14 protein-coding genes and 1 pseudogene are annotated in these 17,873 nt (G+C 69.5%); 14 read left to right on the top strand and 1 reads right to left on the bottom strand.

Features of this window, described 5'->3' with window-relative positions; all coding sequences use genetic code 11:
* Positions 1 to 92: 92 nt before the first annotated feature.
* The 3 genes and pseudogenes from PVT71_RS28175 to PVT71_RS28165 all read left to right on the top strand — a co-directional run.
* Positions 93 to 413: pseudogene (locus PVT71_RS28175) on the top strand (hypothetical protein); the annotation flags it as partial.
* 97 nt (positions 414 to 510) lie between these two features.
* Entirely contained in the window at positions 511 to 975 is a 465-nt protein-coding gene (locus PVT71_RS28170; protein ID WP_353476664.1) for a hypothetical protein, read from the top strand.
* Positions 976 to 1,210: 235 nt separating this feature from the next.
* Entirely contained in the window at positions 1,211 to 3,319 is a 2,109-nt protein-coding gene (locus PVT71_RS28165) for a TonB-dependent siderophore receptor (protein WP_353476663.1), read from the top strand.
* 39 nt (positions 3,320 to 3,358) lie between these two features.
* On the opposite strand, the gene PVT71_RS28160 is transcribed toward PVT71_RS28165, so the two are convergent.
* A complete protein-coding gene (locus PVT71_RS28160) occupies positions 3,359 to 4,249 on the bottom strand; it encodes an AraC family transcriptional regulator (protein ID WP_353476662.1) in 891 nt (296 codons plus the stop codon).
* A 358-nt stretch (positions 4,250 to 4,607) separates the two neighbouring features.
* Here PVT71_RS28160 and PVT71_RS28155 point away from each other — a divergent pair, with 358 nt between their 5' ends.
* From PVT71_RS28155 to PVT71_RS28105, 11 genes are all read left to right on the top strand, one after another.
* Positions 4,608 to 5,555 (top strand): TAXI family TRAP transporter solute-binding subunit, encoded by a 948-nt coding sequence (locus PVT71_RS28155; protein WP_353476661.1) that lies wholly within the window; start codon positions 4,608 to 4,610, stop codon positions 5,553 to 5,555.
* Positions 5,556 to 5,612: 57 nt separating this feature from the next.
* Entirely contained in the window at positions 5,613 to 7,709 is a 2,097-nt protein-coding gene (locus tag PVT71_RS28150) for a TRAP transporter permease (RefSeq protein ID WP_353476660.1), read from the top strand.
* Positions 7,706 to 8,077, top strand: a complete 372-nt coding sequence (locus PVT71_RS28145; protein WP_353476659.1) for a DUF1850 domain-containing protein — start codon at positions 7,706 to 7,708, stop codon at positions 8,075 to 8,077. Before PVT71_RS28150 ends, PVT71_RS28145 begins: the two co-directional genes overlap by 4 nt.
* Positions 8,077 to 9,870 (top strand): ATP-binding protein, encoded by a 1,794-nt coding sequence (locus tag PVT71_RS28140; RefSeq protein WP_353476658.1) that lies wholly within the window; start codon positions 8,077 to 8,079, stop codon positions 9,868 to 9,870. The genes PVT71_RS28145 and PVT71_RS28140 overlap by 1 nt, the downstream gene beginning before the upstream one ends.
* Complete coding sequence (locus PVT71_RS28135; protein ID WP_353476657.1) at positions 9,867 to 11,171, top strand: sigma-54 dependent transcriptional regulator; 1,305 nt, start codon at positions 9,867 to 9,869, stop codon at positions 11,169 to 11,171. The genes PVT71_RS28140 and PVT71_RS28135 overlap by 4 nt, the downstream gene beginning before the upstream one ends.
* Before the next feature lie 141 nt (positions 11,172 to 11,312).
* Complete coding sequence (gene lhgO / locus PVT71_RS28130) at positions 11,313 to 12,521, top strand: L-2-hydroxyglutarate oxidase (protein WP_353476656.1); 1,209 nt, start codon at positions 11,313 to 11,315, stop codon at positions 12,519 to 12,521.
* A 93-nt stretch (positions 12,522 to 12,614) separates the two neighbouring features.
* Positions 12,615 to 13,910 (top strand): extracellular solute-binding protein, encoded by a 1,296-nt coding sequence (locus PVT71_RS28125; protein ID WP_353476655.1) that lies wholly within the window; start codon positions 12,615 to 12,617, stop codon positions 13,908 to 13,910.
* A 187-nt stretch (positions 13,911 to 14,097) separates the two neighbouring features.
* Entirely contained in the window at positions 14,098 to 14,970 is an 873-nt protein-coding gene (locus tag PVT71_RS28120; protein WP_353476709.1) for an ABC transporter permease subunit, read from the top strand.
* A 4-nt stretch (positions 14,971 to 14,974) separates the two neighbouring features.
* The gene (gene ugpE, locus PVT71_RS28115; RefSeq protein WP_353476654.1) at positions 14,975 to 15,817 is read left to right on the top strand and encodes a sn-glycerol-3-phosphate ABC transporter permease UgpE; all 843 of its coding nucleotides are present in this window, start codon (positions 14,975 to 14,977) and stop codon (positions 15,815 to 15,817) included.
* Positions 15,817 to 16,887, top strand: a complete 1,071-nt coding sequence (locus PVT71_RS28110; RefSeq protein WP_353476653.1) for a sn-glycerol-3-phosphate import ATP-binding protein UgpC — start codon at positions 15,817 to 15,819, stop codon at positions 16,885 to 16,887. Before ugpE ends, PVT71_RS28110 begins: the two co-directional genes overlap by 1 nt.
* On the top strand, positions 16,884 to 17,870 hold the full coding sequence (locus PVT71_RS28105) for an endonuclease (protein ID WP_353476652.1): 987 nt from the start codon (positions 16,884 to 16,886) through the stop codon (positions 17,868 to 17,870). The genes PVT71_RS28110 and PVT71_RS28105 overlap by 4 nt, the downstream gene beginning before the upstream one ends.
* Positions 17,871 to 17,873: the final 3 nt, after the last annotated feature.

Raw genomic sequence — 17,873 nt, 5'->3', positions numbered from 1 at the left:
TCGCGAGGCTTTCCAAGCCGGGCATTTCCGATTATTCGACTCGGGTATCGCCCAGCAAGCGTCTCCCGCGCCCTTCCTTCCCTCGGGGACCGGTGTCCAGCCAGGCCATTCTCCAAATCCCCGATGCCAGGCCATGGCCCTGCCGCCGCGCCACCCCGCTCGGCGTCGTGCCGGTGGGGGTCCGCGCCTGGTTCGGTGACCAGCCCTACGCGGTCTGGCCCTGGGCGCAGCCGCTCCTTGGCGATGCCACGCCCACGGTGATCACCGGCGAGGTCTCGATCGAGACCGTCGCCAGCCTCGCGCCGGAGCTCATCGTCGCCAGCGGCTCGGGCATCTCCGAGGCGGAATACGCGCTGCTGTCGCAGGTGGCGCCGGTGCTGATGCACGCCCCCGAGGTCACCACCTACGGCATGCCCTGGGACGCCGAGCTGCGGATGGTGGCCCGCGCCACCGGCACCGAAGGTCGCGCCGCAGGAGCTCATCGCCGAGCTGCACGGCAGGTTCGCCGCCGTGCGCGCCCGCCATCCCGACTGGACGGGGCGCAGCGGCGTCTGCGCCTGGCACAACGGCGGGCAGACCGGGGCCTTCATGGGCGGCGACACCCGCGCGCAGTTCCTGCGGGAGCTGGGCTTCCGCCTGCCGGAAGCGCTCGCGCAGACCGAGCTGATCGACGGCTTCTACACGACGCTCTCGCCCGAGGATCTCTCGCCCATCGACGCCGACCTGCTGCTGTGGATCTCCTCGGGTGGACAGGCCGAAGACCTTGCCGCGCTCGCCATGCGCCGCACCCTGCGCGCCAGTGCCGAAGGGCGCGAGGTCTTCTGCGACGACCTGCTCGCCGGGGCGCTCTCCTTCGGCAGCGTGCTCTCGATGCCCTTCGCGCTCGACCGGCTCGAGCCGGAGATGACCGCCGCGCTCGACGGAGACAGCGCCACCGTCGTGCCCTCGGCCCGCGACGCGGGGCTGCTGCGATGAGCGGCTGGTCGGCGGCGGACATTTCTTTATAAATTTAGTCAGAAAAGTACAAAAACCGCAGATTTGTTCAATACGATCCGCCGTATCGCTGGTATCGGCGCTGCGACGCGTCCCCTGCCGGCCCGAGCGTCGGACGGGACGCCCCCATACCAGCCTGCCAGCAAGCCATCCGGGAAAGGACAGCCACTCGAGCGAAAGGCACAGCGCAACAGACCCTCGAAGGAGCCTTTTCGACGTGACGCATCCCCTCCCCGCCCCTGCCCTTTCGCGGCTCTCGCTGCTGCTGACCAGCTGCGCGACGCTCGGCCTTCTGGCCGCCCTCCCGGCCTCGGCGCAGCAATCCGGCGGCACGGTCTCGCTCGGCACGATCTTCATCGACACCGCCAGCGACGGCACCGACGACGACGAGACCATCGTCGCCGACCAGGTGACCAGCGGCAGCGGGCTGCCGAGCGACGTGATGGACAGCTCGGCAACGATCTCGGTCATCACCTCGAAGGAGATCGCGCAGCGCGGGGCACAGACCACCGAGCAGATCCTGCAATACACCTCGGGCATCTCGACCGACTTCTACGGACGCGACGACCGCTACGACTACTTCAAGATCCGCGGCTACGACGCCACCACCTACCGCGACGGGATGCTGATCGGCGATGCCTTCGGCGGCGTGCGCGAAGAGCCCTTTGCCTTCGACCGGGTCGAGGTGCTGAAGGGCGCCAACTCCACCGCCTTCGGCGTCGGCGACCCCGGCGGCGCGGTGAACTTCATCACCAAGTCCCCGACCGGCGAGCGCCTGCGCGAGATCTACGGCACGCTCGGCAGCTTCAACCACAAGGAACTGGGCTTCGATCTCGGCGACACCTTCGCCGGTTCCGGCGACCTGTCGTGGCGGCTGACCGGCAAGATGCAGGATGCCGAGGCCGAGACCGACGGGTCCAACGACGACGAGACCTTCCTGATGGGCGGCCTTGCCTGGCGGCCGACCGACCGCACCACGGTCAGCCTCGTCTACGACTACCTCTACCGCGACGGCTATCCCAACAGCTCGGGCTACCCGGCGACCGGTGACGATTTCGACCGCGACCTCTTCCTCGGCGAGCCGGATTTCAACTACCTCGACACCGACCGCCACACGCTGACCTTCAAGCTAGAGCATGATTTCGGCGGCGGGCTCGAGCTCGGCACGACCGCGCGCTACACCAAGGGCACGGGCGGCTTCGGCTATGTCTTCCTCGACGCGGTGACCTCGGAGGCGGACACCACCGTCTCGCGCTACTATTTCGCCAACGACGCCGATTTCGAGAATTTCGTCGCCGATGCGCACCTGCTCTACGAGACGAGCTTCGGCACCCTGTCGAGCCGGACGATGGGCGGGATCGAGTACCGCGACAACCACCGCGAGAACACGCTCTGGTACACGCGCGCCGCGGACATCGACTGGACCGACCCGGTCTACACCGGCGGGCTCGACCTCGACGCGACCGACCCCTATCAGGACACCACCACCGACACCGAGGTCGCCTCGCTCTACCTGCAGCAGGAATTCGCGTGGGACCGGCTGATCGTGCAGGGCGGGCTGCGGCGCGACTGGATCGACAACTCGATCACCGACAATCTCACCGACGTCACCACCGAGTCTGACGACGTCGAGGACACGCTGCGGCTCGGCCTCACCTACAAGCTGAGCCCGAACCTGTCGCTCTTCGGCAGCTACGCGGAGTCGGTCGTTCCGGCGAACCTCGGCGACGAGCCCGAGCGCGGCCGGCAGTACGAGATCGGCGTGAAATACCGCCCCGACGGGTTCCGCGGCCTGTTCAGCGCCTCGATCTACGACCTGACCAAGTACAACGAGACGGTGACCAACGCCGACACGCTGCTCGAGGAGGTCCGGGGCGAGTCCCGCGTGCGCGGCATCGACCTCGAGGCCAAGGCGGAGCTGACCGAGCAGCTCGCCTTCACCGCCGCCTACACCTATCTCGAGACCGAGATCCTCGAATCCGACAACGGCGCCAACAACGGCAACAGGCTGGCCTCGACGCCGGAGCATTCGGGGTCGGTCTGGGCGGATTACAGCGTGCCGGGACAGGGCTCGTTCGGTGACCTGAACCTCGGGCTCGGGGTGCGCTACACCGGCGAATACTGGCGCTCGGACGCCAACACCAGCAAGACCGATGCCGCGTGGATCTGGGATGCCGCCGTCGGCTACGAGATCGCCGAGAACACCCGGATGCGGCTCGCGGTCACCAACCTGCTCGACGAGAAGCACATCGCGCAGGGCGGCTTCTCGACCGACTACTACAACGCCGGCCGCGAGATCAGCGTGACGCTGAACCACAGCTGGTAAGGCGCCGCGCCCCCCGGTCCACTCCCGGGGGGCGCGCGCTCAATCACCCCGCTGCGCCTTCTGCCAGGCGCCGGGGGTCGTGCCCTCGTACTTGCGGAACACCCGCGTCAGGTGCCCCTGGTCCGAGAAATCGTGGCGCAGGGCGATCTCGGCGATGGTCAGCTCTGCCTGCCGCAGCTCCTCCTTCACCGCGCAGAGGCGCCGCTCCTGCTGCCAGTGCAGCGGCGTCTTGCCGGTGGTCTTCTTGAAGGCGCGGCAGAACCATCCCTCGGACAGGCCCACCGCGGCGGCAAGCTCGGCATTGCTCAGCCTGCGGCCCCCCGCCGCCGCGAGGCAGTCGAGCAGCCGCCGCATCTGGCGCGGCGAGAGCCCGCCCTGCCCCGGAGGAGGCAGCGGCGCCTCGGCACGCGGCCCGATCATCCCGGCAACCAGCGCGACCGCGAGGCTCTCGGCAAAGACCGGGCCGCGCGACGGCGCGGAGATCTCCTCGGTCAGGGCGCGGGCGACGGACGCGAGCGTGCCGATGTCCTGCACCTCGACCGGGTGGCGCAGCGCCTCCTCGGCGGTGCCGCCGCGCATCATCGGCGCGAGCCGCGCCACCAGCCAAGCGTGGTCTAGGTGCAGGTCGAGGTGCGAGAAGACATGGCCGCTCCCGAACCGGGTCCACATCGGCACCCCGGCGGGCACGTAGAGCGCGCGCAGCATCGGCCGCCAGTGGCGCGGCGCAAGCGAGCGCCGGTCCGTCAGCCGGATATTCCCGGAAACATCGTTGAAGAACAGCATGATCCGCGGGTCGGGCGAGCGGTAGTAGCCGGTGGCGCCGGTTTCTCCCCGGGCCTGCCAGTAGACCCCGCACATGCCCTCGTAGGAGCGCCAGCGCACCGGCGCCGTGCTCTCGATGCCGTCGGTGCGGCACGTCATGGAATGCATGAACCCCAACGGATGTGTACCCCCTGCAGATCGGACAACGCGATCGTCCGAAACCCGATTGGTGCCTGCCTGCCGGCGGTCGGATCGACCGCCGCCGGGGTGGGTACGCGAGTGGCGAACTTGGTCCATGACGGGCGAAAGGGCAATGCGCTTTTGCGCCTTCCGGGGTGGGCAGGGGCCGCAGTCCTGCCAATGTCCGCGCGGAAATCTGCCCCGCCCGGGGCGGAAATCTGCGAGGAATTTTCGCCCGGTCCGGCCTTTACGGGGTTGTCGGGTGCCCATGGCTTGCGCATGGTTCGCTCACCGCGCGCCTCGGAGGCACAAGTAATGCGCGGCAGTATCTTTCGGGAGGACCATCATGATCAGAACCTTCGGGCTCGGCGCCATGCTCGCCGGCAGCCTCGCCGTCACCGCGCCTGCCGCGATGGCCGCGGAATTCGTCAACGTGCTGACCGGCGGCACCTCGGGCGTCTACTACCCGCTCGGCGTGGCCCTCGCCGACATCTACGCCAAGAACATCCCCGACGCGCGCACCCAGGTGCAGGCCACCAAGGCCTCGGTCGAGAACCTGAACCTGCTGCAGCAGGGCCGCGGCGAGATCGGCTTCGCGCTCGGCGACTCCGTGAAGGACGCCTACGAGGGCAATGCCGAGGTCGGCTTCGAAAAGCCGCTCGACAAGCTGCGCGCCATCGCCGCGATCTACCCGAACTACATCCAGATCGCCGCCACCGCCGAGTCCGGCGTGACCACCGTGACCGAGCTCAAGGGCAAGTCCGTCTCGGTCGGCGCCGCCAAGTCCGGCACCGAGGTGAACGCGCGCAAGATCCTCGACGCGCTCGGCATGACCTACGAAGACCTCGGCAAGGTCGAGTACCTGCCCTTCGCCGAGTCCGTCGAGCTGATGAAGAACCGCCAGCTCGATGCCACGCTGCAGAGCTCGGGCCTCGGCTCGGCCGCGCTGAAGGACCTGTCCTCGACCCAGGACGTGACCTACGTCTCGGTCCCCGCCGAGGTCGCCGACACGCTCGGCGCGCCCTATTCCGCGGGCGTGATCCCCGCCGGCACCTACCCGGGCCAGGACGCCGACATCACGACGCTGGCAATCACCAACATCCTCGTGACCAGCTCCGACGTCTCGGACGAGCTGGCCTACCAGATGACCAAGCTGCTGTTCGAGCACCTCGACCAGATGAAGGCCGCCCATGCCGCCGCAGGCGACATCAACATCGAGGAAGCGGTGAAGAACTCGCCGATCCCGCTGCACCCGGGTGCCGAAAAGTACTACAAGGAAAAGGGCCTGCTCTGAGCAGAGCCACGCGGCGGCCCGGCTCCGGCCGGGCTGCCTGCACGACGGGAGGACGACATGACCGGACACACCGCGGCCGAGCAGGGCCGGGCCGAGGAACTGGCCGAACTGCATGACCCGCTGGCCTCGAGCTTTCCGCCGAACCTGACCGGGCGCTTCCTCTTCTGGCTGGCGGTTGCCTTCTCGCTCTACCAGATTTCCATCGCCGCCCATGTCATCGACCTGCCCAGCCAGGTGATGCGCGCGGTGCACGTCGGCTTCCTGATGGCGCTCGGCTTCCCGCTGCTGGCGCTCGGGCGCGGCTACGGCGCGCCGCTGCGGCTCTTCTGCACGCTGCTCGCCGCAGCGGGCGTGGCGGTCGCCGCCTACCAGTGGATCGAGTATACGCCGCTGCTGATGCGCGCGGGTGATCCCACCACCGCCGACCTCGTCTTCGGCTGCATCGCCGTGGCCACCGTCTTCATCGCCGCATGGATGCTGATGGGCCCGGCCCTGCCGATCATCTGCGGGATCTTCCTCGCCTACGCGCTCTTCGGCCAGCACCTGCCCGCGCCCTTCGACCACCGCGGCTACGCCTTCGAGCAGGTGGTCGAGCAGATCGCCTACGGCACCGAGGGGATCTACGGCATCCCGACCTATGTCTCGGCGACCTACATCTTCCTCTTCATCCTGTTCGGCGCCTTCCTCGAGAAGGCCGGGATGATCAAGCTCTTCACCGATGTCTCGCTCGGCCTCGTCGGGCACCGCATGGGCGGCGCCGCGAAGGTCGCGGTCCTGTCCTCGGGCCTCATGGGCACGATCTCGGGCTCGGGCGTCGCCAACGTGGTCACCACCGGCCAGTTCACCATCCCGCTGATGAAGCGCTTCGGCTACCGCCCGGCCTTTGCCGGCGGCGTCGAGGCCACCGCCTCGATGGGCGGGCAGATCATGCCGCCGGTGATGGGCGCCGTCGCCTTCATCATGGCCGAGACCCTCGGCGTGCAGTACATCGAGGTCGTCCGCGCCGCGCTGGTGCCCGCGATCCTCTACTTCGCCGGGGCCTTCTGGATGGTCCATCTCGAGGCCGGCAAGCGCAACCTGCGCGGCCTTTCCGCCGAGGAGATGCCCTCGGCCCGCAAGGCGCTGCGCGAGGGCTGGTACCTGATCCTGCCGCTGGCCGTGCTGGTCTGGCTGCTCTTCTCGGGCTACACGCCGCTCTTTGCAGGGACCATCGGCCTTGCGCTGACCGGCATGCTGATCCTCGGCGCGGCGATCGCCATGGGGATGTCCTCGATGGCCGTGCGGGTGATCTTCTGGGTCGTGCTCGGGCTCTGCGCCTCGGCCTTCTTCAAGTTCGGGATCAACGCGCTTCTGTTGGTGCTCGCCGCGCTCATCGCCGCCTGCGCCGCCTTCAAGGGCGGGCGCGAGACGCTCGCGGTCTGCCGCGACAGCCTTGCCGAGGGCGCCAAGACCGCGCTGCCGGTCGGCATCGCCTGCGCCCTCGTCGGCGTGATCATCGGCGTGATGACCCTGACCGGCGCGGCCAACACCTTTGGCCAGTTCATCGTCTCGGTGGGGCAGAACAGCCTCTTCCTGTCGCTGATCCTGACGATGATCACCTGCATCATCCTCGGCATGGGCATCCCGACGATCCCCAACTACATCATCACCTCGTCGATCGCCGGCCCGGCGCTGCTCGATCTCGGCGTGCCGCTGATCGTCAGCCACATGTTCGTCTTCTACTTCGGCATCCTTGCGGACCTGACCCCGCCGGTCGCGCTGGCCTGCTTCGCCGCCGCGCCGATCGCCAAGGAAAGCGGGCTGAAGATCAGCTTCGAGGCGATCAAGGTCGCCGCCGCGGGCTTCGTCGTGCCCTTCATGGCGGTCTACACCCCGGCGCTGATGCTGCAGGACGGCGGCGCGCTGGCGGGGGCCATCGGCTACTGGCCCGCGGTCGCCTACATCGTGGTCAAGGCGCTCTTTGCTCTCGCGCTCTGGGGCGCCAGCGTCATCGGCTGGCTCGGCCGCCCGCTGGCGGTCTGGGAACGGCTGATCGCCGTCGCCGCGGCCTTCAGCCTCGTCGCGGCCCTGCCGATCACCGACGAGGTCGGCTTTGCGCTCACCGTGGTCTTCGGGCTGCTGGTGTGGCGTCGCAAGGCCGCGGTGCAGGCATGACCGGCTGCCTGATGGCGGGGGCGATGATGCTCGCCCTCGCCGAGGGCGGCAGCTTCACGCTCGAATGGACCCACTCGGTCGAGCGCCAGTCATGGCGCGAGAGCTGGGAGGTCACGCAGGACCACCAACTCCACCTGACCGGGGCGGCGGTGAAGGGCTCGGGCGCGGGCATGGAGCCCGGCCCGGGCGGCCACTTTGAGGACGGCTGGTGGGTCTGGACGCCGGAGCTTGCGCCGGTGCCCTCGCTCACGCTCGCCGCCTCGGGCGCGACCCCCTCGGCCTGGACGCTCTGCGCCGCGGACTGCACCCAGCTCGGCGCCACACCGGGCCAGCCGGTGCAGCTCGCCCCCTGCCCCGACGCGGGCTGATGACCCGTCGGCGCGCCCTCCTGCGCCGCCTCCGCCCGGCATGGCGGCTGCGGCTGATGCTGGTCACGCTCGGCGCGCTGCTCTGCGCCGCGCTCGCGTGGCAGGTGGTGATGGGCCAGATCCGCGAAGGGCTCGAGCAGAGCCTGCTGGTCAGCCACCGCGCCCTGCAGACCGAGATCGACCGCTTCCGCTACCTGCCCCGCGTCGCCGGAGAGGACGCCCGCGTCCATGCCGCGCTGAAAGCCCCCGCCGACGCGCGCGCCATCGACGCCGCCAACCGCTACCTCGAACGCATCGCCACGCAGACCGGCTCGGGCCGGCTCTACCTGCTCGATGCCGAGGGCGTCACGCTGGCCTCGTCGAACTGGAACGAGCCCGACAGCTACGTCGGCCACGACTACAGCTTCCGCCCCTATTTCACCGATGCACGCGCCACCGGCAACGGCGCGGTCTACGCCATCGGCGTGACCACCGGCGAGCCGGGCTACTTCATCTCCGCCCGCGTCGACGATCCCGGGCTTGGCGTGCATGGCGTCATGGTGGTCAAGATCGACCTGCGCCCGCTGGAGCAGGCATGGGCCGAGACCGGCCAGCGCATCGCGGTCACCGACCGGGACGACATCGTCTTTCTCTCTTCCCTGCCCGCCTGGCGCTACCGCCCGCTGACGCCGCTGCCCGAGGCGGCGCGCGACCGGCTGGACAGATCGCGGCTCTATGACCGCTCCGAGCTCGACCGGGCGGTGCCGCTGCTGCCAGCCGGGACCGGGCTGCGCATCCCCGGCGGCGGCCGCGCCGCCACCTTGCGCGGCACGCCGCTGGAAAACGGCTGGCGGCTGCTCGCCGCGGCGCCGCTCTGGCCCGCACGGGCGGCGGCGGGCGGCACCGCCGCGCTGGTGCTGCTCGCCGGACTGCTCGGGCTGGGGCTGGCCGACATGCGCCGGCACCGCCGCAGGCTCATCGCCCTGCGCCTGCGCCAGACCGAGGTGATGGAGCGCAAGGTCCGCCTGCGCACCGCCGAGCTCGCGCGCGAGGTCGAGGCCCGGCGGCAGGTCGAGGCCGACCTTCGCGCCACACAGGCGACGCTGGTGCAATCCGAGAAGATGGCCGCTCTGGGACGCATGTCCGCCGCCATCGTGCACGAGGTCAGCCAGCCGCTCGCGGCGATGGAGGCGACGCTGACCGCCGCCGAGTTCGGCCTCTCGCGCGCCCCCGAGCAGACCGCCGCCCGGCTGCAATCGGCGCGCGGGCTGATCCGCCGGATGCAGCGGATGACCAAGCATCTCAAGAACTTCTCGCGCCGCGAGATGGCGCCGCTTTCGCCGGTGCCGGTGATCGAGGTGGCGCGCTCGGCGCTGGCGCTGGCGCAGCCGCGCGCCGATGCGGCGGGGGTGCAGCTCCAGTTCGAGCCCGGCGCGGGTGCGCCCGTGGTCCGCGCCGGTCACGCGCGGCTCGAGCAGGTGCTGGTCAACCTGCTGCACAACGCCATCGAGGCGGTGGAGCCCGGGCGCGGCGAGGTCACGCTCTCGGTCCGCGCGCAGGCGGGCGAGCTGACCCTGCTGGTGCGCGACAACGGCCCCGGCATCCCGCCCGACGTGCTGCCACGGGTGACCGAGCCCTTCTTCTCGACCCGCATCGGCGGCGAGGGGCTGGGGCTGGGGCTTGCGATCTCCTTCGAGGTGGTCCAGCACTTCGGCGGGCGGCTCGACATAAGGTCCGACCCCGGCGAGGGGGCCGAGATCGCCGTGGTCCTGCCGCTGCTCGAAGATGACGTCACCCGCGAGGCCGCCGAATGATCCCCCTTATCCACGTGGTCGAGGACGACCGGGACCACCGCCACGCGCTCTGCGACCTCGTCGAGGCCGCCGGCTACAGGGCCGAGCCCTTCGCCGACGGCAGCGCCGCGCTGGCCGCGACCGCCCGCCCCGACCTTGTGCTCACCGACCTGCGGATGCCGGGCATGGACGGGCAGGCGCTGTTGCAGGCGATGCGCGAGCGCGATCCCGACTGTCCGGTGGTGCTGATCTCGGGCCATGGCGATCTGGCGCAGGCGGTGCAGGCGATGCGCGCCGGGGCCGAGGATTTCCTCGAGAAACCCTATGACGGGATGCACCTGCTGACGGTGATCGAGCGCGGCCTCCGCAGCCGCGCCGCGCGGGCCGAGATCGGCCGCCTGCAGGACCGCATCACGCGGCGCGACGAGGGCGGGCTGCTCGGCCAGTCCGCCGCAATCACCGCGCTGCGGGCGAAGATCGCCGCGCTTGCCCCGACCGATCTCGACATCGTGGTGACCGGCGAGACCGGCACCGGCAAGGAACTGGTCGCCCGTGCCCTGCACGCGGCCAGCGCCCGCGCCGCCGGTCCCTTCGTCGCGGTGAACTGCGCCGCCCTGCCCGAGAGCCTCTTCGAGATCGAGATCTTCGGCCATGTCGCCGGTGCCTTTCCCGGCGCGCAGGACAAGCCCGGCAAGCTCGAGGCCGCCTCGGGCGGCACGCTCATGCTCGACGAGGTCGAGGCCATGCCCGCGGCGATCCAGCCCAAGCTGCTGCGCGCGCTGCAGGAGCGCATGGTCGAGCGGCTCGGCGAGAACCGTCTGCGCCCGCTCGACCTGCGCATCGTCGCCACCTCGAAGACCGACCTGCGCCAGCTGACGCTCGACGGCAGCTTCCGGCCCGACCTCTTCTACCGCCTCGCCGGGGCCGAGATCGCGGTCGAGCCGCTGCGCGTGCTGGGCGAGGACATCGCGCTGCTGTTCAGCCATTACGCCAGCCTCGCCGCCACCCGCTACGGGCGCGAGATGCCGGGGCTCGACCCGGCGCTGAAGCAGCGGCTGATGCGCCGCCCCTGGCCGGGCAATGTGCGCGAGCTGAAGGCGGTGGCCGAACGGATCGCGCTCGGGCTCGATTTTCCCGACGACCCGGCGGCGCCGGTGGCCGAGCCGGAAAGCCTTGCCGCCCGAGTTGCCGCCTTCGAGGCGCGCGAGATCCGCCTCGCGCTCGAGCGCTGCCGCGGCAACACCGAGCGCACCGCCAAGGTGCTGGGCATGGCCCGCCGCACCCTCAACGACAAGATCAGCCGCTATGGCATCCGGCTCTAGGACATTTGCCGCGGCCGGCGGATCCCGCGGGCTTCGCGCTTGGAAAAAATCGGGCGCCGGTGCACCATCCCCGGCAAGAAAAACCTCCCCGGATCAGGCAGATGGCGCCGGATCCGGGCACAACGGGCGAAATGGAACAGAATGAACACGACGGTCTGTGACTACCTGATCATCGGCGCCGGCATCCTCGGCGCGGCGCTGGGGGCCGAGGTCGCGCGCCGCAACCCCGGCAAGCGCGTGCAGGTGGTCGAGAAGGAGGCCCTCCCGGCCTTTCACCAGACCGGCCGCAACTCCGGCGTGGTGCATTCCGGCGTCTACTACACGCCCGGCAGCCTCAAGGCCCGGTTCTGCCGCGAGGGGCTCGAGGAGACCCGCGCCTTCTGCGCCGCCCATGGCATCGGCTACGACGCCCGCGGCAAGCTGATCGTGGCGACCGACGCGCTGGAGGAAAGCCGTCTCGGCGCGCTCGAGACCCGGGCCGCCGAGAACGGCGTGACGGCGCACCGGCTGGATGCCGCCGGGCTGCGCCAGCGCGAGCCCAACGTCAGCGGCGTCGCCGCGCTGCACATCCCCGCCACCGCCATCGTCGATTACACCGGCGTGACCCGCGCCCTGCTGGCGCAGGTCGAGGACAGCGGCGGCGCGGTGCGCTTCAACGCCGAGGTGACCGGCATCCGCGCGACCGGCGACAGCCACGAGGTGCTGATCAACGGCGGGAAGACCGCGCAGGACCGGATCTCCGCCGGGCGGGTCATCGCCTGCACCGGGCTCGCCTCGGACCGGGTGGCGCGGATGCTGGGCATCGACCCCGAGGTGCGCATCCTGCCGTTCCGCGGCGAGTATTTCGTGCTGCCGCCCCGGCTCAACACCGTGGTGCACAGCATGATCTACCCGGTGCCCGACCCCGCCCTGCCCTTCCTCGGCGTGCACCTCACGCCGATGATCGACGGCACGATCACCGTCGGCCCCAACGCGGTCCTGTCGCTCGCGCGCGAGAAATACGGAAGGTTCAGCGTTGATGCGCGCGACGCGGCCAGCGCGCTCTTCTATCCCGGGCTCTGGCGCACGCTCGCGCGGCATCCGAGGGCGACGCTGAACGAGCTCAAGGGCTCGATGTTCCGCGGCGCCTATCTCAAGCTCGTGCAGAAATACAGCCCGGGGATCACGCTTGCCGATCTCGGCACCTACCGCTCGGCGAACCGGGCGCAGGCGGTGCGGCCGGACGGCACGCTGGTGGACGATTTCCTGATCCGCAGCCTCGGCGGCGTGACCGCGGTGCTGAACGCCCCCTCGCCCGCGGCGACCAGCGCCATGCCCATCGCCCGGCACATTGCGGGCATGCTGGACTGATCCCGCCTGCCGTTACGCAAACGTCACGCGGCAGTATCATTGCCGTTACAGGCCGCGAGTACCCCGGCGCCGAACAGGAACGGGGGACACCACATGTTCAAGACGACCGGAGTCGCGATCGCCGCCTCGCTGATGGCCTCGACCGCATTCGCCGCCACCGACATCACCTGGTGGCACGGCATGGGCGGCCGCAATGGCGAGGTGATCAACGAGATCTCGCAGCAGTTCAACGACGCGCAGGACGCCTGCCACCTGACGCCGATCTCCAAGGGCACCTACGAAGAGGCGCTCTCCTCGGGCATCGCCGCCTTCCGCTCGGGCGAGCAGCCGAACATCCTGCAGGTGTTCGACGCCGGCGCCGCGACGATCATCGCCGCCAAGGGCGCGACCATCGCCGCCGAGGACCTGATCACCGGCGCGGGCGAGCAGTTCAACCGCGAGAACTTCATCGCCGGCGTGCGCAACTTCTACGCCGATGCAGACGGCAAGTTCATCGGCATGCCGTTCAACTCCTCGGCGCCGATCCTCTATTACAACACCGAGGCCTTCGAGAAGGCCGGGGTCGAGCCGCCGAAGACCTGGGAAGAGTTCGAAGAGGTCGCGCCCAAGCTGAAGGAGGCCGGCTACCTGCCGATGACCGCCTCGCAGTTGACCTGGATGATGGTCGAGAACTTCAAGTCGCGGAACAACCAGCAGTTCGCCACGAACAACAACGGCTATGACGCCGTCGACGGCACCGAGATCATCGTCAACGACGAGAACCAGGTGATGATGTTCGAGAAGCTGAAGGCCTGGGCCGACGAGGGTCTTTACGGCTTCTACGGTGCCGGCTGGGCCGACAACCTCAAGCCCTTCGAGGAAGGCAAGGCGGCGATGTGGATCGGCTCCTCGGGCAGCTTCGGCGGGTTGCAGAAATCGGCGAACTTCGACTTCGGCGCGGGGTTCATGCCCTACTGGGCCAGCATCGAGGGCGCGGGCACCCAGAGCTTCATCGGCGGCGCGGCGCTCTTCGCGATGGCCGGCAAGCCCGAAGAGCAGAACACCTGCACCGCGCAGTTCTTCTCGTTCCTGACCTCGCCCGAGACGCAGGTCTACTGGCACAAGAACACCGGCTACGTGCCGATCACCGAGGCCGCCTACGAGATGGCCAAGGGTGAGGGCTACTACGACGAGCAGCCCGTGGCAGAGGTCGGCATCCAGCAGCTGATGCTGCCGGGCGGCGAATGGTCCAAGGGCTACCGCCTTGGCTTCTACCCGCAGATCCGCACCGTGATGGAGCGCGAGTTCAACCGCATCTTCTCGGGCGAGACCGAGGTGAAGGCAGCCTTCGACACCATCCAGTCCGAAGGCAACGCGCTTCTCGCGCGCTTCGCCAAGACCGCGCAGTAACCGGCGCCGCTGGATCGGGGGGCCCGCGGCCATCGGCCCGGGCCCCCCGTGACATTGCCCGGCCCCGCTTCCGACCAGGACACATCCCGTGACCGATACCCCCCTCGAAATTGCCGGGACCGCGCGCCCGCTGGTCGCGCGCTTCCGCGCCTGGTGGTCCGGCGAGACCGCCAACCCCGCCAAGCGCGTGCAGTTCGACCGCCCGCTCACCCCCTGGCTCTTCCTGCTGCCGCAGCTCGCGGTGGTGGCGGTGTTCTTCTACTGGCCCTCGGTGCAGGCGGTGACCTCGTCCTTCTACCTCGAGGACCCGTTCGGCTTCGGCGCGACCTTCGTCGGGATGGAGAACTACACCGACGCGCTCGGCAGCTCGGAATACCTGAGCACCGCCGCCTTCACCGCCTTCTTCTGCGTGGTGGTCACGGCGCTCGCCCTCGGCATCGGCCTCGTGCTGGCGGTCAAGGCCGACAAGGTGATCCGCGGCGCCGAGAGCTACAAGACGCTGCTGATCTCGGTCTATGCCATCGCGCCGCCCGTCGCGGGGCTCATCGGCATGATGTTCTTCGACATGCACATGGGGCCGCTCAAGGACCTCGCCGCGCTCTTCGGCTACGAGCTCAAGGTCGGGATCAACTACTGGGACACCGCCACCGCGCTCATTGTGATCGCCGTGTGGAAGCAGATCCCCTACAACTTCATCTTCTTCCTGTCGGGGCTGCAGTCGGTGCCCGTCCCGGTGCGCGAGGCGGCCCTCATCGACGCGCAATCGGGCTGGCGACGGTTCCGGGACATCATCCTGCCGCTGCTCGCGCCCACCGCCTTCTTCCTGCTGGTGATCAACATCACCTACACGATGTTCGACACTTTCCCGATCATCGACGTCATCGTGAAGGACAAGCCCGCCAACAACCCGATGACGCTGGTCTACAAGGTCTATCTCGACGGGTTCAAGGGCAACGACATCGGCGGCAGCTCGGCGCAGTCGGTGATCCTGATGGGCGTCGTGGCGCTGCTGACCGTGCTGCAGTTCCGCTTCCTCGAACGCCGCGTGCACTACGGATAAGCCCATGCAGAAGATCAAACCCCTCGATCACCTCATACTCATCCTCGGCGCGGTCTTCCTCTGCGCGCCCGTGCTGATGGCGCTCATGTCCTCGACCCACACCGCGGTCGACATCCACTCGAACGGCCTGTCGCTGCTGCCCGGCGGCAACGGCGTGGCGACCTACACGAAGGTGCTGACCCACAAGGGCGGCTTCACCGGCGACGTCACGGGCCTGCTGATGCTGCGCAACTCGCTGATCATGGGGCTCGGCTTCGCGGTCGGGAAGATCGCGCTGTCGATGATGGCCGCCTACGCGCTGGTCTACTTCCGCTTCCGCTTCGCGACGCCGCTCTTCTGGATGATCTTCGCGACGCTGCTGCTGCCGCTGGAGGTGCGGATCATGCCCTCCTACCAGGTGATGTCGGACCTGCACCTGCTGAACAGCTACACCGGGCTGATCCTGCCGCTGCTGGCCTCGGCCACCGGCACCTTCTTCTTCCGGCAGTTCTTCCGCTCGGTGCCCGACGAGCTGCTCGAGGCGGCGCGGATCGACGGCGCGGGCCCGGTGAAGTTCTTCATCGACGTGCTCGTGCCGCTCTCGAAGACCATGATGGCGGCGATCTTCATCATCATGTTCATCTACGGCTGGAACCAGTACCTCTGGCCGCTGCTGATGACCACGGACGAGAGCTTCTACACGCTCATGCGCGGCATCAAGTCGATCCTGCAGGTCTGGGTCGGCAGCCAGATCCCCGATTACAACGAAGCCTTTGCCCTCGCGGTGCTGGCCATGGTCCCCCCGGTTGCCGTGGTGGTGATCTTCCAGCGCATGTTCATCAAGGGCCTGACGGAAAGCGACAAGTGATGGCAGACCTTACTCTCAAGTCGGTCGGCAAGACCTATGCGGGCGGCGTCGATGCCGTCTCGGACGTGACCATCGACATCAAGGACGGCGAGTTCATCGTGCTCGTCGGCCCCTCCGGCTGCGGCAAGTCCACGCTCCTGCGCATGGTGGCGGGGCTCGAGACGGTGACCCGCGGCGACGTTCATATCGGCGGGCGGCGGGTCAACGACCTCGACCCGGCCGAGCGCGACATCGCCATGGTGTTCCAGAACTACGCGCTCTACCCGCACATGTCGGTGCGCGACAACATGGCCTACGGGCTGAGGAACCGCGGCGAGAGCAAGGCCGTCATCGAGGAGCGCGTCGCCGAGGCGGCGCGGATGCTCGAGCTTGGCCAGTACCTCGACCGCAAGCCCCGCGCGCTCTCGGGCGGGCAGCGCCAGCGCGTCGCCATGGGCCGCGCCATCGTGCGCCAGCCCGCCGCCTTCCTCTTCGACGAGCCGCTGTCGAACCTCGACGCCAAGCTGCGCGTGTCGATGCGCATGGAGATCCGCAAGCTGCAGCAGCGGCTTGGCACCACATCGCTCTACGTCACCCACGACCAGCTCGAGGCGATGACCCTCGCCGACCGGCTGGTCGTGCTGAACGGCGGGCGGGTCGAACAGATCGGCGCGCCGCTCGAGGTCTACCGCAGGCCCGCCTCGACCTTCGTCGCCTCGTTCATCGGCGCGCCCGCCATGAGCCTGCTCGACGCGCGCATCGACGGCGGGCAGCTCCTGCTCGACGGCCACGCGCTGGCGACGCTCGGCAACGCACCCGGGCCGGTCACGCTCGGCCTGCGCGCCGAGGATCTGCGCATCGCCGCGACCGGCCTGCCGATGCGGGTGGACTATGTCGAGGAGCTGGGCGCGCAGCGCATCGTGCACGGCATGGTCGGCGACCAGTCGCTGGCGGTCACCGACGCGCATGACACGCCGCTCGGCCCGGAGCTGCGCATCGCCGTCGATCCGGCGAAGCTGCATCTCTTCGACGCGCGCAGCGGGCGGCGGATGGAGCCGCGGCTGCAGCACGTCGCCGAGCCCGCGCAATGATCCGCCAGACCGTCCGGGACCTGCCCGTGCCCGGCGCCGCGGATCTGGCGATCCGCGACCTGCCGCGCGAGATCGCCGTGCACGATGCCCACATGGCGACCGTGCCCGGCATGAACCTGATCGAGACCGGCGGCGCGGCACCCGGCGCCCCGCTGTCCCTGCCGCTCACCGTAGGCGCCTGGAACCTCGAGCGCTGCCTCTTCCCCGAGGCATCGGCCGTGCGCGCCCGCGACTGCGACCTGCTGCTGGTCTCCGAGATGGACCACGGCATGGCCCGCACGCAGCAGCGCAACACCACCGCCGCCCTCGCCGGTGCGCTCGGCGCGGCCTATGCCTACGCGGTGGAATTCCTCGAGCTCGGCCTCGGCTCGCCCATCGAGTTGCAGTTCTGCGACGACGGTCACAACGCCCGCGGCTACCATGGCAACGGGCTGATGGCGCGCGGCGCGCTGCACCAGCCCTTCGCGCTGCGGCTTCGCGGCAAGCGGCAATGGTTCTTCGATGCCGAGCAGCCCCGGCTCGGCGAGCGCATCGCCGTCGGCGCGCGGATCGAGACCACGGACGGCCCGTTCCTCGCCGTCTCGACCCATCTCGAAAGCGCCTGCGGGCCGGAGCATCGGGAAGATCAGGTCGCGGGGCTGATCGCGGCGATCGACGCCGAGTTCCCCGGCCTGCCCGTGCTGATCGGCGGCGATCTCAACACCGGCAACCACAACCACGGCAACTGGCGGGCCGAGGGGCTCTTCGACGTCGCCCGCGCGGCGGGCTTCAGCGCGCATGGCGGGCCCGAGGAGCAGATGACCACCCGCCCGAGCCTGATCACCCGCTGGCCCGACCGGGCGCAGAAGCTCGACTGGTTCCTTGCGCGCGGCATGACGCTCGGCCCGGTGGACATCCGCCCGGCCCTCGATCCCTCGGGAGGCCCGCTCTCGGACCACGACCTGATCGTCGCGCGCATCGAGGCCCTGCAGCACGGGGCGTGACCG

This window comes from Salipiger sp. H15 (assembly GCF_040409955.1).
In the GTDB taxonomy this organism is placed as follows: domain Bacteria; phylum Pseudomonadota; class Alphaproteobacteria; order Rhodobacterales; family Rhodobacteraceae; genus Salipiger.
This window is presented reverse-complemented; position numbering and strand designations above follow the sequence as displayed.